The organism is Aquabacterium sp. J223 (genome assembly GCF_024666615.1).
Lineage (GTDB): Bacteria > Pseudomonadota > Gammaproteobacteria > Burkholderiales > Burkholderiaceae_C > J223.
Genome location: NZ_CP088297.1, coordinates 537,871 through 552,839, shown reverse-complemented (window position 1 = coordinate 552,839; position 14,969 = coordinate 537,871). Strand labels below are relative to the sequence as shown.

General features: G+C 72.1%; 13 protein-coding genes. 8 read left to right on the top strand and 5 right to left on the bottom strand.

What is annotated here, in order from left to right; translation table 11 throughout:
• Window positions 1-304: 304 nt before the first annotated feature.
• From LRS07_RS02660 to queA, 5 genes are all read right to left on the bottom strand, one after another.
• Window positions 305-2,311, bottom strand: coding sequence for a sensor histidine kinase (locus tag LRS07_RS02660; protein WP_260500482.1), 2,007 nt, complete (start codon window positions 2,309-2,311; stop codon window positions 305-307).
• A 183-nt stretch (window positions 2,312-2,494) separates the two neighbouring features.
• Entirely contained in the window at window positions 2,495-3,085 is a 591-nt protein-coding gene (locus tag LRS07_RS02655) for a MarR family winged helix-turn-helix transcriptional regulator (RefSeq protein WP_312028344.1), read from the bottom strand.
• Window positions 3,086-3,164: 79 nt separating this feature from the next.
• Window positions 3,165-3,449: a hypothetical protein gene (locus tag LRS07_RS02650; protein WP_260500480.1), complete on the bottom strand. Its 285-nt coding sequence runs from the start codon at window positions 3,447-3,449 to the stop codon at window positions 3,165-3,167.
• Between the two features lie 79 nt (window positions 3,450-3,528).
• Window positions 3,529-4,674 carry a tRNA guanosine(34) transglycosylase Tgt gene (gene tgt, locus LRS07_RS02645; protein WP_260500479.1) on the bottom strand — a complete coding sequence of 382 codons (1,146 nt, stop codon included), beginning with the start codon at window positions 4,672-4,674 and terminating at the stop codon, window positions 3,529-3,531.
• A 12-nt stretch (window positions 4,675-4,686) separates the two neighbouring features.
• Window positions 4,687-5,751, bottom strand: a complete 1,065-nt coding sequence (gene queA, locus LRS07_RS02640; RefSeq protein WP_260500478.1) for a tRNA preQ1(34) S-adenosylmethionine ribosyltransferase-isomerase QueA — start codon at window positions 5,749-5,751, stop codon at window positions 4,687-4,689.
• Between queA and recG the strand changes: the two genes are divergently transcribed.
• The 8 genes from recG to LRS07_RS02600 all read left to right on the top strand — a co-directional run bounded on the left by recG (window position 5,750) and on the right by LRS07_RS02600 (window position 14,939).
• Window positions 5,750-7,915, top strand: coding sequence for an ATP-dependent DNA helicase RecG (recG, locus tag LRS07_RS02635; RefSeq protein WP_409450588.1), 2,166 nt, complete (start codon window positions 5,750-5,752; stop codon window positions 7,913-7,915). The two genes, queA and recG, sit on opposite strands and share 2 nt — an antisense overlap.
• A 76-nt stretch (window positions 7,916-7,991) precedes the next feature.
• On the top strand, window positions 7,992-8,171 hold the full coding sequence (locus LRS07_RS02630; protein ID WP_260500476.1) for a hypothetical protein: 180 nt from the start codon (window positions 7,992-7,994) through the stop codon (window positions 8,169-8,171).
• Window positions 8,172-8,178: 7 nt separating this feature from the next.
• Entirely contained in the window at window positions 8,179-8,541 is a 363-nt protein-coding gene (locus LRS07_RS02625) for a DUF1304 domain-containing protein (protein ID WP_260500475.1), read from the top strand.
• A gap of 31 nt (window positions 8,542-8,572) precedes the next feature.
• Window positions 8,573-9,502 (top strand): hydrogen peroxide-inducible genes activator, encoded by a 930-nt coding sequence (locus tag LRS07_RS02620; protein WP_260500474.1) that lies wholly within the window; start codon window positions 8,573-8,575, stop codon window positions 9,500-9,502.
• Window positions 9,503-9,618: 116 nt separating this feature from the next.
• Window positions 9,619-11,832 (top strand): catalase/peroxidase HPI, encoded by a 2,214-nt coding sequence (katG, locus tag LRS07_RS02615; RefSeq protein WP_260500473.1) that lies wholly within the window; start codon window positions 9,619-9,621, stop codon window positions 11,830-11,832.
• A gap of 129 nt (window positions 11,833-11,961) precedes the next feature.
• Complete coding sequence (locus LRS07_RS02610) at window positions 11,962-12,510, top strand: Dps family protein (RefSeq protein ID WP_260500472.1); 549 nt, start codon at window positions 11,962-11,964, stop codon at window positions 12,508-12,510.
• A gap of 8 nt (window positions 12,511-12,518) precedes the next feature.
• Window positions 12,519-13,208: a helix-turn-helix domain-containing protein gene (locus LRS07_RS02605; RefSeq protein WP_260500471.1), complete on the top strand. Its 690-nt coding sequence runs from the start codon at window positions 12,519-12,521 to the stop codon at window positions 13,206-13,208.
• A gap of 93 nt (window positions 13,209-13,301) precedes the next feature.
• Window positions 13,302-14,939, top strand: a complete 1,638-nt coding sequence (locus LRS07_RS02600; RefSeq protein WP_260500470.1) for a peptide chain release factor 3 — start codon at window positions 13,302-13,304, stop codon at window positions 14,937-14,939.
• Window positions 14,940-14,969: the final 30 nt, after the last annotated feature.

Here is a 14,969-nt window from a genome sequence, read left to right as displayed (position 1 = left end):
ACTTTCGAAGGCGGAGGAACGGACGGATCGTGGCAGATGCGGGCCGGCGGCCATGCCAAAAAAAGCGCCCGGGTCACGGGCGCTGTTTCAACTTGTCTGCTTTCGCTGGCCGACGGCGGCCCGGTCGGGCGGGCGCTGCGTCGGGCGGAACGCTTCTTCTGCTGGTTCGTCGTGCTGCTTGGTCTCACCACCGCCCGCGCCCTTGTCAGGTCATCGGGCGAGCCGTTTGTCTCCTCGGCCCCCGGGGCAGCGGCGTCGCGTCGGGGCTCACCCCATCGCCGGCCGCACCGCGAGTGCGCGAACTTTAGGCAGCGGAACGGCTGGCGGCATCGGGGCTAACCCCGCTCTGTGGCGCCGGCGCCAAGCGGTCCGTCACGGTGTTGGCGGCGGCGATGTCGGGGGCGGCCGCGGCGGCCAGGCTGAACTCGAAGCAGGCGCCGACCCCCGGCTGGCCATGCGCGCGCACGGTGCCGCCATGCCGCTCCACCACGCGGCGCACGATGGACAGGCCGAGTCCGGTGCCATGGAACTCGCCGGGGTCGTGCAGCCGCACGAAGGGCTGGAACAGCGCCCCCGCCTGCGCCTCGTCGAACCCCGCCCCGTTGTCCTGGACGTAGAAGACGCGGCGGTCGCCCTCGCCGCGGACGCCGAAGCCGACCTCCGGCCGCTCGACGTCGCGGGTGAACTTGGCGGCGTTGGCCAGCAGGTTCAACAGCACCACCCGCATCAGCGAACCGCTGCAGTCGGCCAGCACGCCGGGCTCGATGTGCCACTGCACCGGCGACCGCCGCTCCAGCCAGGGCAGCTCGGCGATGACGGCGCAGGCCAGCGCGCTCAGGTCGACCCGCTCTCGCTCCACCGGCATCGTGCCCGAACGCGCCAGCTCCAGCAGCGAGGTGACGGTGAACGACATCGCGCGCGCCGACTGTCCCTGCAGCGTCAGCCATTCCCGCTCTTCCTGGCCCAGCCGCTCCCAGGCGCGTGCGCGCAGCAGGTCGGCCAGCCCGACGATGTGGCCGATCGGCGTGCGCAGCTCGTGCGCCAGCTGGCGGGAGAACGCCTCCAGGTCGCGGTTGTTCTGCGCCAGCTCGGCGGTGCGCTGCGCCACCAGCCGCTCCAGCTCGGCGTTGCGGTTGATCAACAGCCGCTCGGCGCGCTTGTAGAGCGTGATGTCGCGCGCCATGCCGTGGTAGCCGGTGAAGCGGCCCTCGCCGTCCAGCCGCGGCTCGCCGCTCACCGACAGCCACACCGTGCCGCCGGCCGTGCGCACGCGAAACTCCAGCTCGCGGAAGGCTCGCCGGGACTGCAGGTCGGCGCGGTGCGCCGCCCAGGCTTCGGGCAGCGCGCCCTCGGCGTACGCCTCCCAGCGGGGCTTGCCGATGGCCGCGAGCGCGCGCTCGCCGAGCAGCTCGCGGGCGCGGGCGCCGAAGCTGACGATGCGGTGCTCGGCATCGGTCTCCCAGTACCAGTCGAGCGACAGCTCGGCGATCAGCGCGAAGCGCCGCTCGCTGTCACGCAGCCGCTTGAAGGCGAGGCGCTGCTCGGTCACGTCGCGGCCGATGCCGTCGTAGCCCAGGAAGCGGCCGGCGGCATCGTGGCGGGCCCGTCCGCTGATCGAGGTCCACACCACCGAGCGGCCGGGCCGCAGCACCTCGATCTCGACGTTGCGGAAGGACTTGCGTTGCGCCATGCGCTCGGCGAGCGCCGCCCAGCCACCCTCTGGCGGCTGGTAGAACGGCACCTCGTCCAGGCGGCGTCCCAGCAGGTCGGCGGGTTGCAGCCCCAGCTTGACATGGGACTTGAGGTCCTCGGACACCCAAACCACCCGCAGCGCGTCGTCCGTTTCCCAGTACCAGTCGGCCGACAAGCGGGCCCGCGCGTGCCAGCGGCGCTCGCTGTCCGACAGCACCTGCGCCACTTCCTGGCTGAGTTCGGTGAGCAGCGCGGTGGCCGGCTGGGTGCTGGCATGGACCGAGCGCTGGAAGGCCTGCCGCGAGGACCGGCCGGAGGGGGTGAGGGAGCGCGTCAGCTGCTCCACCGAACCGACGGCCGCGCGCCGTTCCTGCGCCAGCCGAGACAGCGACAGCAGCAACGCCGTCCACAGCAGTCCCAGCACCAGCGCCACGGCCATGGCGATCAGCAGGCCCTGGCGCACGCTCGCGGCGACGAGGCCCGCACTGGCCAGCAGCAGCACCGCGCCGATGACCCACCGGGGGCGAGGCTGCAGGGCCAGGTCGGCGACCACCGCCCACACGGCGCGGCAACGCAGCAGGGTGTCGCGCCAGCCGGTATCGGCCTCGGGACGGGTCACCGCCGCATCCCGTGGTCCGCCTGCGGCTGTCGATGGGGAAGGCCCACGCCGCGGCGCGACGGCCAGGCGGGGACGTTCATGGGACGGCAACGATGCGGACGCGCAACATCGGCCGGCAGTGTAACCAGCGGCTACCCACGGCGCGCCCCGGGGATGAAGGGCAACGCCGCGGTCGCCCGCCGCTCAGGCGGCGACGTTCTGGCCGTCGTGGACCGCCGGGTGCGGCAGCGCCACCGATGACCGCACCGCCGCATCGTCGGCATCGCTGCGCCGCAGCGGTGCGCGGCTCTGCTCGTTGTTGACCTGCACGAACTTGACCAGCAGGCGCATGAACTCCTGACGCTCCTCGGGCTCGAGCGGGGACAGCAGGTCGTCGCGCATCTGGTGCACCCGCGGCAGCAGGTTCAGCAAGATGCGCTCGCCTTCGGCGGTGATCAGCAGGCGGCGCTGCCGCCGCGGCAGCAACTCGCGCACGATCCAGCCCTTGGCCTCCAGCCGGGCGCACAGCTCGGCGGTGGTGGACGTGTCCAGCGCCACCCGCCGGGCCAGGGTCACCTGGTCCAACCCCGGTGCGAAGTGCAGGGCGCGCAGCACCGCGTACTGGATGGGCGTGACCTGCGCGCTCACCCGCTCGTGGAACATCGACACGGCGATCTGCTGCGCGCGGCGCACCAAGTGGCCGGGCTGGTCGTAGAGGTCTTCGTCAAGGGGCGTGGAGGCGGGGGTTGGGGCTGGCACGCGGTCACCATGGGTGGGGAATCGAGCGCCCAGCATCGTCAGCCCACTGTAAGAAAGTCAAGCCCACTGTTCGCATAGCGAACAGCTTGCTCGCCAGAGCCCCCGCAAGGAGGTTTCAGGCGGGACCGGCGGCGTCCTTCCGCTCCGGGTCGTCCGCATCCTCGGGCGGGGCGGGCGACAACGCACCCGGCTGCAGTTTCCAGTCGGTGTCGTCCACCGGCGTGGTGACCGCCTCCGCGGCGTGCATGGCGGCGCTGGGCGAGATGGGGTCGCTGGCCGGAAAGGTTTCGTCCAGCGCCTCGTCCAGCAACTCCTGGTAGGTGGGCAGCTTGTCCTGCGGCGCCTCGGCCCTGCCTTCGTGGCGTGCGTCGACCTGCTTCGGGTTTCGGGATGGGGTCATGGGGGCCTGCTCCTGGGGAAGGGCGGCCTGCGGCAGCCGCCGGCCCCGAAGTCGGGCAAGGCCTGTACCCGAACGGCCGCTACACCCCGCGCGCGCGGTCCTCGGCGAAGCGCTGGGCGAACGCCTCGAAGCGGCCCCCGTCCAGCGCCTCGCGCACCTCGCGCATCAGGTTCAGGTAGTAGTGCAGGTTGTGCACGCTGGCCAGCATGGGGCCGAGCATTTCGCCGCAGCGGTCCAGGTGGTGCAGGTAGGCCCGGCTCACCCCGGGGCTGCGCCCGTCCCCGGCGCAGGCGTGGCAGGTGCAGCTCGGGTCGATCGGCGACTCATCGGTCTTGTAGCGCGCGTTGCGCAGCCGCAGGTCGCCGAAGCGGGTGAAGAGGTGGCCGTTGCGGGCGTTGCGGGTGGGCATGACGCAGTCGAAGAGGTCGACGCCGTGGGCCACGCCGTCGACCAGGTCCTCCGGCGTGCCGACCCCCATCAGGTAGCGCGGCTTGTGCGCGGGCAGGCGCTGCGGCGTGTGGGCGACGATGCGGCGCATGTCCTCCTTCGGCTCGCCGACGCTGACGCCGCCGATGGCGTAACCGGGCAGGTCGAGTTCGGCCAGCCGTGCCGCCGATTCCTCGCGCAGCGGCTCGAACATGCCGCCCTGCACGATGCCGAAGAGCGCATTGGGGTTGCCCAGCCGATCGAACTCGGCCTTGGACCGCCCGGCCCAGCGCAGGCTCAGTTCCATCGACGCGCGGGCTTCGGCTTCGGTGGTGCGCTGGCCACCGGTCTCATAGGGCGTGCACTCGTCGAACTGCATGACGATGTCGCTGTTCAGCACCGTCTGCACCTGCATGCTCACCTCGGGCGTGAGGAAGAGCTTGTCGCCGTTGACCGGCGAGGCGAAGCGCACGCCCTCCTCGCTGATCTTGCGCATCTCGCCCAGCGACCAGACCTGGAAGCCGCCGGAGTCGGTGAGGATGGGCCGCTGCCAGCCCTCGAAGCGGTGCAGCCCGCCGAACTGGCGCAGCACGTCCAGCCCCGGCCGCAGCCACAGGTGGAAGGTGTTGCCGAGGATGATCTGGGCGCCCATCGCCTCCAGCGACGAGGCGGTGACCCCCTTGACGGTGCCATAGGTGCCCACCGGCATGAAGATGGGCGTCTCGACCACGCCGTGGTTCAGGGTCAGGCGGCCGCGCCGGGCCAGGCCCTCGGTCTTGAGGAGTTCGAACTGCAGCATCGGCAAGGTGGGTCAGGGGTCCTGGCGGTCCAGCAGCATGGCGTCGCCATAGCTGAAGAAGCGGTAGCGCTGGCGCACCGCATGGTCGTAGAGCGCGCGGATGTGCGCATGGCCGGTAAAGGCCGACACCAGCATCATCAGCGTGCTCTTGGGGAGGTGGAAGTTGGTCAGCAGCCGCTCGACGACGCGGAAGCGGTGGCCCGGGGTGATGAAGATGTCGGTGTCGCGGGCGCCGGCCTGCAGCGTGCCGCCGGCCGCCGCCGACTCCAGCGCGCGCAGGGTGGTGGTGCCCACCGCGGTGACGCGGCCGCCGCGGGCGCGGCAGGCCTCGATGGCCTGCACGGTGGCCGCCGGCACCTCGAACCATTCGCTGTGCATGCGGTGCTCGGCGATGTGCTCCGCCCGCACCGGCTGGAAGGTGCCGGCGCCGACGTGCAGCGTCACCGCCGCGCGCGGCACGCCGCGCGCCGACAGCGCCGCCAGCACGCCCTCGTCGAAGTGCAGCGCTGCGGTGGGCGCGGCCACCGCGCCGGGCTTGTCGGCGAAGACGGTCTGGTAGCGCTCGGCATCCTCCGCGCCGTCGGCATGGGTGATGTACGGCGGCAGCGGCACGTGGCCGTGCGCCTCCAGCAGCGCCAGCGGATCGCCGGGGAAGCGCAAACGGAACAGCGCGTCGTCCGGGCCGGCACGGCCGAGCACCTCGGCGTCGAAGGCGTCGGCCAGGCGCAGCACGGCACCGGCCTTCGGGCTCTTGCTGGCGCGCAGGTGCGCCAGCACCTCGCCGTCCGGCAGCAGCCGCTCGACCAGGAGTTCCACCGCGCCGCCCGAGGCCTTGCGACCGAACAGCCGCGCCTTGATGACCCGGGTGTCGTTGAAGACCAGCAGGTCGTCCGGCGACAGCAGCGACGGCAGGTCGCGGAAGACGCGGTCCACCGGCGGCAGCGCCCGGCCGTCGAGCAGGCGTGAGCCGCTGCGCTGCGGCGCGGGCTGCTGCGCGATGAGCTCGGGCGGCAGGTGGAAGTCGAAGTCGGCGAGGGTGAGGGCGCGACCGTCGCGGGGGGCGGCGGGCAGGTTCATGGGATGCAGGCTGTACCGGCCTGATCGGGTGCGGGGGGCAGAATTGTTCCATGCCCGGCCCGACCGCCTCCGACGCGCCCCCGTGTCATCAGCATCGGCACCGTCCACCGCCCGGCGCGCGGTGGCACCGGCCGAGAAGTCGGCGCCGCAGAAGGCGATGGAGAAGCTCGGCCTCAAGCGCGACATCGACCTGGCGCTGCACCTGCCGCTGCGCTGGGAGGACGAGACCCGGGTCGTGCCCATCGCCGCCGCCCACGAGGGCCAGGTGGCGCAGGTCGAAGGCGTGGTCGATTCGGCCCAGGTCGAGCTGCGCGGCCGGCGCCAGCTGGTGCTGCGGCTGCGCGACGGCAGCGGCAGCCTCACGCTGCGCTTCCTCCACTTCTATGCCTCCCAGCAGAAGGCCTGGGCTGTGGGCACCCGGCTGCGCGTGCGCGGCGAGGTGCGGCTTGGCTTCTTCGGCCGCGAGATGGTCCACCCCGCCTGCAAGGCGGTGGACGAGGGCGCGCCGCTGCCCGAGTCGTTGACGCCGGTCTACCCCACCAGCGCCAGCCTGCCGCAGGCCTACCTGCGCAAGGCGATCGCCGCCGCGCTGCAGCGCGCGCCGCTGCAGGAACTGCTGCCGCCCGGCGTGCTGCCCGCCGGCCTGCCGACGCTGCGCGAAGCGCTGCAGCGGCTGCACCAGCCGCCGCCGGGCAGTGCGGCCGAAGCGCTGGAGGACCGCGGCCACCCGGCCTGGCAGCGGTTGAAGGCCGAGGAGCTGCTGGCCCAGCAGCTGTCGCAGTGGCAGGCGCGTCGCGAGCGTGCGGCGCTGCGGGCACCGCCGCTGCAGCGCGCACCGGACGGCCTGCACGACAGGCTGCTGGCGGCGCTGCCGTTCGTGCTCACGTCGGCCCAGGGCCGCGTGGTGGAGGAGATCGCCGCCGACCTGGCGCGCGGCCAGCCGATGCACCGGCTGCTGCAGGGCGACGTCGGCTCCGGCAAGACGGTGGTCGCCGCGCTGGCCGCGGCCATCACCATCGGCGCCGGCTGGCAATGCGCGCTGATGGCGCCCACCGAGCTGCTGGCCGAGCAGCACTTCCGCAAGCTGGTGCAGTGGCTGGAGCCGCTGGGCGTGCAGACCGCCTGGCTGACCGGCAGCCGCAAGGGCCGGGCACGGCGAGACGGCGTGGCCCGCATCGCCGACGGCCAGGCCCAGCTGGTGGTCGGCACCCACGCCGTCATCCAGGACGACGTGCAGTTCGCCCGGCTGGGGCTGGCCATCGTCGACGAGCAGCACCGCTTCGGCGTCGAGCAGCGGCTGGCGCTGCGCCGCAAGCTCGGCCAGGGCGAGGCCGGACGGCCGGAACCCCACCTGCTGATGATGTCGGCCACGCCCATCCCGCGCACGCTGGCGATGGCGTACTACGCCGACCTGCAGCTGTCGACCATCGACGAGCTGCCGCCCGGCCGAACGCCGGTGGTGACCAAGCTCTTCGCCGACGACAAGCGCGAGCGCGTGGTGCAGCGGGTGCGCGAGGAGGTGGCGCGCGGCCGGCAGGTCTACTGGGTGTGCCCGCTGGTGGAGGAGAGCGAGCACGTCGACCTGCGCAACGCGACCGAGACGCACCAGCGGCTGACCGAGGCGCTGCCGGGCCACGCGGTCGGCCTGCTGCACGGCCGCATGGCGCCGGCCGAGAAGAGCGCGGTGATGGACGACTTCGCCGCCGGCCGCATGGCGCTGTTGGTGGCGACCACCGTCATCGAGGTCGGCGTCGACGTGCCCGCCGCCAGCCTGATGGTGATCGAGCACGCCGAGCGCTTCGGCCTGTCGCAGCTGCACCAGCTGCGCGGCCGCGTCGGTCGCGGCGCGGTGGCCAGCGTCTGCGTGCTGCTGTACGCGACGCCGCTGTCGGCCGCCGGCAAGGAGCGGCTGCGTGCCATGGCCGAGACGCAGGACGGCTTCGAGATCGCCCGCCGCGACCTCGACATCCGTGGCCCCGGCGAGTTCATGGGCGCACGCCAGTCCGGCGCGCCGCTGCTGCGTTTCGCCGACCCGGCGACCGACCATGCGCTGCTGGCCTGGGCCCAGCAGACCGCCCCCCGCCTGCTGGAGCACCACCCGGCCGCGGCGCGCGCGCACGTCGAGCGCTGGCACGGCGCCGGGGCCGAGTTCCTGAAGGCCTGACCCGGGTCGCAGCGGCCGGTGCCGCCGCCGCCATGGCGTATGGTCGGGCCCCCATCCCCCCACGAAGCTGCGTGCCATGGCAAAACCCAACTATTCCTTCGAGAAGCGGCAGCGCGAGCAGGAGAAGAAACGCAAGAAGGCCGACAAGGAAGCGGAGAAGGCCGCGCGCAAGGCCCAGGGCCCGGCGACCAACGCCGAGGCGCCCGCCGAGCCGCCCGCCCCCGGGTCCGGCGCCACACCGACCCCCGACGCCTGAGCTCCCCGTGGCCTGGCTGGCCGACGCGGTGGTGGCGCTGGTCGCGCTGCTGCACGTCTACATCCTGGTGCTGGAAATGTTCCTCTGGGACAGGCCGGCCGGGCTGCGTGCCTTCGGACAGAGCCTCGACGCCGCGCGTGCCTCCAAGGTGCTGGCCGCCAACCAGGGGCTGTACAACGGCTTCCTCGCCGCCGGCCTGCTGTGGGGCCTGTGGCTCGGGCCGGCCGGCTTCGGCGTGAAGGTGTTCTTCCTCGCCTGCGTGGCCGTCGCCGGCCTCTACGGGGCCGCCACCGCGGCGCGCAAGATCCTGTTCGTGCAGACCGTGCCGGCCGCCATCGGGCTGGCGCTGCTGTTCGGCGCCCGCGCCTGAGCCACGGGCGGCTGTTCGAGAATGCGGTGACATGACGCTCACCGAACTCCGCTACATCGTCGCCGTGGCCCGCGAGAAGCACTTCGGGCGTGCGGCCGAGGCCTGCTTCGTCTCGCAGCCGACGCTGAGCGTGGCGATCAAGAAGCTGGAAGAGGAGCTCGACGTCAAGATCTTCGAGCGCGGCGCCAGCGAGGTCAGCGCCACGCCGCTGGGCGAGGAGATCGTGCGCCAGGCCCAGCAGGTCATCGAGCAGGCGCAGGCGATCAAGGAGATCGCCAAGCGCGGCAAGGACCCGCTGGCCGGGCCGCTGCGGCTGGGCATCATCTACACCATCGGGCCCTACCTGCTGCCCGAGCTGGTGAGGAACGCGATCGAGCGCGTGCCGCAGATGCCGCTCATCCTGCAGGAGAACTTCACCGTCAAGCTGCTGGAGATGCTGCGCACCGGCGAGCTCGACTGCGCGGTGATGGCCGAGCCCTTCCCGGACACCGGCCTGGCCATCGCGCCGCTGTACGACGAGCCCTTCGTCGTCGCCGTGCCGGCCCAGCACCCGCTGGCCAAGCGCACGAGCATCAGCGCCGAGGTGCTGAAGAAGGAGACGATGCTGCTGCTCGGCACCGGCCACTGCTTCCGCGACCATGTGCTGGAGGTGTGCCCCGAGTTCGCCCGCTTCTCCAGCGACGCCGAGGGCATCCGCAAGAGCTTCGAGGGCTCGTCGCTGGAGACCATCAAGCACATGGTGGCCTCGGGCATGGGCGTGACGGTGGTGCCGCAGCTGTCGGTGGCGCGGGATGGCGGCGCCGCGCCGCTGGTGCGCTACGTGCCGTTCGAGCCGCCGGTGCCCACCCGCCGGGTGGTGCTGGCCTGGCGCCGCACCTTCACCCGCTACGAGGCGATCGCGGCCCTGCGCAACGCCATCTACGCCTGCCAGCTGGACGGGGTCAAACGCCTGACCGGTTGAGGTGGCCGCCGCCCCCGGCGGCTATCGGGCCGATTGCCACGGTTTGATTGAGTCGACTGCACGGCACTCCTAGACTCTGCCGGTCAATGACCGGACCGTTGAAGGAGAGCCTCCACATGTCGACCGAAGCCCAGTGCCCGTTCTCGGGCAGCGCCGCGCAGAAGAACGCCTCGGCCCGTGCCCGCCGCAACAAGGACTGGTGGCCCGATGCGCTGGACGTGGCCGTGCTGCACCAGAGTTCCACCCGCGCCAACCCGATGGGCGAGGAGTTCAAGTACGCGCACGCCTTCCAGCAGCTGGACCTGGACGCGGTGGTCAAGGACCTGCACGCGCTGATGATCGATTCGCAGCCCTGGTGGCCGGCCGACTACGGCCACTACGGCCCGCTGTTCGTGCGCATGGCCTGGCACTCGGCCGGCACCTACCGGGTCGCCGACGGCCGCGGCGGCGCCGGCACCGGCGCGCAGCGCTTCGCGCCGCTGAACAGCTGGCCCGACAACGGCAACCTGGACAAGGCGCGACGGCTGCTGTGGCCGATCAAGCAGAAGTACGGCCACAAGCTGTCCTGGGCCGACCTGATCGTGCTGGCCGGCAACGTCGCGCTGGAATCGATGGGCTTCAAGACCTTCGGCTTCGCCGGCGGGCGGGCCGACGTGTGGGAGCCCGGCGCCGAGATCGACTGGGGCAAGGAGACCGAGTGGCTGGCCACCAGCGACAAGGAGCACAGCCGCTACAGCGGCGAGCGGGAGCTGGCCAACCCGCTGGCGGCGGTGCAGATGGGCCTCATCTACGTCAACCCCGAAGGACCCGACGGCAAGCCGGACATCCTGGGCTCGGCGCGCGACATCCGCATGACCTTCGCCCGCATGGCGATGAACGACGAGGAGACGGTGGCGCTGGTCGCCGGCGGCCACACCTTCGGCAAGTGCCATGGCGCGGGCGACCCGGCGCTGGTCGGCGTGGCGCCGGAGGGTGGCGCCGTCGAGGACATGGGCCTGGGCTGGAAGAACGGCCACGGCACCGGCATCGGTGCGGACGCGACCACCAGCGGCATCGAAGGCGCCTGGACGCCCACCCCGACGACCTGGGACATGAGCTACTTCGAGACGCTGTTCGGCTACGAGTGGGAGCTGACGAAGAGCCCCGCCGGTGCCCACCAGTGGGTGCCCAAGGGCGGCGCCGGTGCCGGCACCGTGCCCGACGCGCACGACCCGAACAAGCGCCATGCGCCGATGATGACCACCGCCGACCTGGCGCTGAGGGTCGACCCGGCCTACGAGAAGATCTCGCGCCGCTACATGGCCAACCCGGCCGAGTTCGCCGACGCCTTCGCCCGCGCCTGGTTCAAGCTCACCCACCGCGACATGGGCCCGCGCCCGCGCTACCTGGGCAAGTTGGTGCCGCAGGAGGTGCTGATCTGGCAGGACCCGGTGCCGCCGGTGGACCACCCGCTGGTCGACGAGCAGGACGTGGCCACGCTGAAGGCCGCCGTGCTGGCCTCGGGGCTCAGCGTGTCGCAGCTCGTCACCACCGCCTGGGCCTCGGCCTCGACCTTCCGCATCGGCGACAAGCGCGGTGGCGCCAACGGGGCGCGCATCCGCCTCGCGCCGCAGAAGGAGTGGGAGGTCAACCAGCCGGCCGAGCTGTCGAAGGTGCTCGCCACGCTGGAGGGCGTGCGCAAGGCCTTCAACGACGCGCAGTCCGGCGGCAAGAAGGTCTCGCTGGCCGACCTCATCGTGCTGGCCGGCGGCGCCGGCATCGAGGCGGCGGCGAAAAAGGCGGGCCACGACGTCACGGTGCCGTTCACGCCCGGCCGCACCGACGCCTCGCAGGACCAGACCGATGTCGAGTCCTTCGCCGTGCTGGAGCCGCGTGCCGACGGCTTCCGCAACTACGTCAAGAAGGGGCTGGAGGGCGACGTGGCCGAACTGCTGGTCGACAAGGCCGAACTGCTGTCGCTGAGCGCGCCGGAGATGACGGTGCTGGTCGGCGGCCTGCGGGTGCTGGGCGCCAACCACGGCCACACCGCGCACGGTGTCTTCACCGACCGCCCGGGGGCGCTGACCAACGACTTCTTCGTCAACCTGCTGGACATGCGCACCGCCTGGCAGCGCAGCGAAGCGAACCCGCACGTGCTGGAGGGCCGCGACCGCCAGACCGGCGAGCGCAAGTGGACGGCCACGGTGGTGGACCTGGTGTTCGGCTCCAACGCGGTGCTGCGCGGCATCGCCGAGCACTACGGCAGCAGCGATTCCGGTCCGGTGTTCGTCAAGGACTTCGTCGCCACCTGGACCAAGGTGATGAACGCCGACCGTTACGACCTGCTGTGAGCGCCGTCAGCATCCGCTGACACGCGGGCGCGGCATTGCCCGCCGTCCGGCCCGCCGGCCGGCGGCGGGCATTTCACGTCCGAGGCACTACAGTTGGCCGGTTCACCATCGCCATCTGAAGGATTCCGCATGGGCAAGCACAAGCACAAGCACGCCGCCGAGAGCGGCATCGCCGTGGCCGGAGGGGCCGCCCCCGCGACCACCTCGTCGATCGACATCGGCATCAGCGCCGGCGACCGCAGCGAGATCGCCGAAGGCCTGTCCAAGCTGCTGGCCGACACCTTCACGCTGTACCTGACGACGCACAACTTCCACTGGAACGTCACCGGGCCGATGTTCACCTCGCTGCACACCATGTTCATGGAGCAGTACACCGAGCTGTGGAACGCCATCGACGACGTGGCCGAGCGCATCCGCTCCCTCGGCCACCACGCGCCGGGCTCGTACGCCCAGTTCGGTCGCCTGAACGCGGTGGGCGACCCGCCCGAGGCGTCGCCGCCGGCCATGGAGATGGTCCGCATCCTGGTGAAGGGCCATGAGACGGTCGCCAAGACCGCGCGCACCGTGTTCAAGGCGGCCGACGCCGCCAACGACCAGCCGACCGCGGACCTGATGACCCAGCGCATGGACATTCACGAGAAGACCGCCTGGATGCTGCGCTCCCTGCTGGAAGGCTGAGGCCGGCCATGGCGGCCGCCGATGCCGACGCGCAGGTGCCGCCGCAGGCGGCCGAGCAGGCGGTGGCGCAGGCGCTGCCGCCGGCGGCGGTGCGGGTCGCGATCCTGACCTTCGACGGGTTCAGCGAGCCGGACACCTTCCTCGTCTTCGGGCTGGTGAACCGCCTGCGGGCCGAAGGCTGGCAGGCGGTGATCGCCGCCCCCACCGACCGCGTCACCTCGCGCGACGGCGTCACGGTCACGGCGCAGCAGCCGCTGGAGTTCGCGCTCGAGGCCGAGGCGGTGGTGATCGGCCACACGCTGTACTCCCGCGCGGTGGCGGAGACCCCGGAGATCGTCGACCGCCTGCGGCTGGACCCCACCCGCCAGACCATCGTCGGCCTGGGCGGCGGCGCCCTCCTCATGGCCCGGCTGGGCCTGATGGGCGAGATGCCGGCCTGCGCCGACGCCAGCCTCAAGCCCTTCCTGATCGAGAACGGTGTGCTCGTCGTCGACGAGCCCTTCCACGCCCGCGGCCCGGTGGCCACCGCCGCGGGACCGCTGGCCTCGCTGTACGCCGCCACCTGGCTGATCGCCCAGCGCGGCGGCGAGGCGGTGGCCCGCCGCCAGCTGCAGGGCCTGGCCCCGGTCGGCGAGGGCGGCGCCTGGGCCGACCGCGTGATGGACGCGGTGCAGCCGTTCCTGAACGGCAAGGCCTGAAGACCGGCGGCGCCGCGCCGCCGCCGATAATCCCGGGCTTCGTCCCGCGGGCCCCGCGGGAGCTTCACGCGCCCGCCGACGCGGGCCCGCCCCATGTCCACCGACCTCCAGCCCGAGGTGCGCCGCCGGCGCACCTTCGCCATCATTTCCCACCCCGACGCCGGCAAGACGACGCTGACGGAAAAGCTGCTGCTGTTCTCCGGCGCCATCCAGATCGCCGGCAGCGTCAAGGCGCGCAAGGCCAGCCGGCACGCGACGTCGGACTGGATGGAGATCGAAAAGCAGCGCGGCATCTCGGTGGCGTCCTCCGTCATGCAGATGGAGTACCGCGACTGCGTCATCAACCTGCTCGACACGCCGGGCCACCAGGACTTCTCGGAGGACACCTACCGGGTGCTGACCGCGGTCGACGCCGCGCTGATGGTGATCGACGCGGCCAACGGCGTGGAGCCGCAGACGCGGCGGCTGCTGCAGGTCTGCCGTGCCCGCAACACGCCCATCCTCACCTTCGTCAACAAGATGGACCGCGAGGTGAAGGCGCCGCTGGACCTGTTCGACGAGATCGAGCGCGAGCTGGGCATGAGCGTGGTGCCCTTCACCTGGCCGGTGGGCATGGCCAAGTTCTTCGGCGGCGTGCTGGACCTGCGCAAGTCGCAGATGCGCGTCTTCTCGCCGGGCGAGGACCGTGCGGGCGGCGACGAGGAGATGATCGACGCCGCCGACACCACCACGCTGACCGCCCGCTTCGGCGAGGTGTACGAACAGGCGGCCGGCGAGGTCGAGCTGGTGCAGGAGGCGGCGCCGCCGTTCGACGAGGCCGATTTCCTCGCCGGCCGGCAGACGCCGATGTTCTTCGGCTCGGCGGTGAACAACTTCGGCGTGCGCGAGGTGCTCGACGCGCTGGTCGACCTGGCGCCGGCGCCCGGCCCGCGGGCGGCCATCCAGCGCGAGGTCAGGCCCGAGGAGCCGAAGTTCAGCGGCGTGGTCTTCAAGATCCAGGCCAACATGGACCCGGCGCACCGCGACCGCATCGCCTTCGTGCGCGTGGCGTCGGGCCACTTCACCCGCGGCATGCGGCTGAAGGTGGTGCGCTCGGGCAAGGAGCTGCGGCCGAACACCGTGGTCAGCTTCCTCAGCCAGCGCCGCGAACTGCTCGACGAGGCCTTCGCCGGCGACATCATCGGCATCCCCAACCACGGCGTGCTGCAGCTGGGCGACACGCTGACCGAAGGCGAGCCGCTGCAGTTCACCGGCCTGCCCTTCTTCGCGCCGGAGATGTTCCGCTCGGTGGAGGTGGCCGACCCGCTGCGCACCAAGCAGCTGCGCGCCGGCCTGACGCAGCTGGGCGAGGAAGGCGCCATCCAGGTCTTCCGCCCCGTCGCCGCGACGCTGCTGCTGCTCGGCGCCGTCGGCCAGCTGCAGTTCGAGGTGGTCGCCCACCGGCTGGAGCACGAGTACGGCGTCAAGGCCCGCATCACGCCCGCGCGCTACAACGTCGCGCGCTGGGTCACCTGCGAGACCGGCGAGGGCCCGACGGCCGACGAGCGCGAATTGAAGCGCTTCATCGACCACAACGCCCACCGCGTGGCGCTGGACGCGGTGGACGCGCCCTGCGTGCTGCTGGAATACGCCGGCGAGCTGCGCGCCATGCAGGACAACTGGCCGAAGATCCGCTTCCACGCGCTGCGCGAGCACGCGGGCCTGATGTTCCAGAAGCAGCTGGACGGCTGAGCGGCGCGCCAGGCCGGCGCTTCGATAATC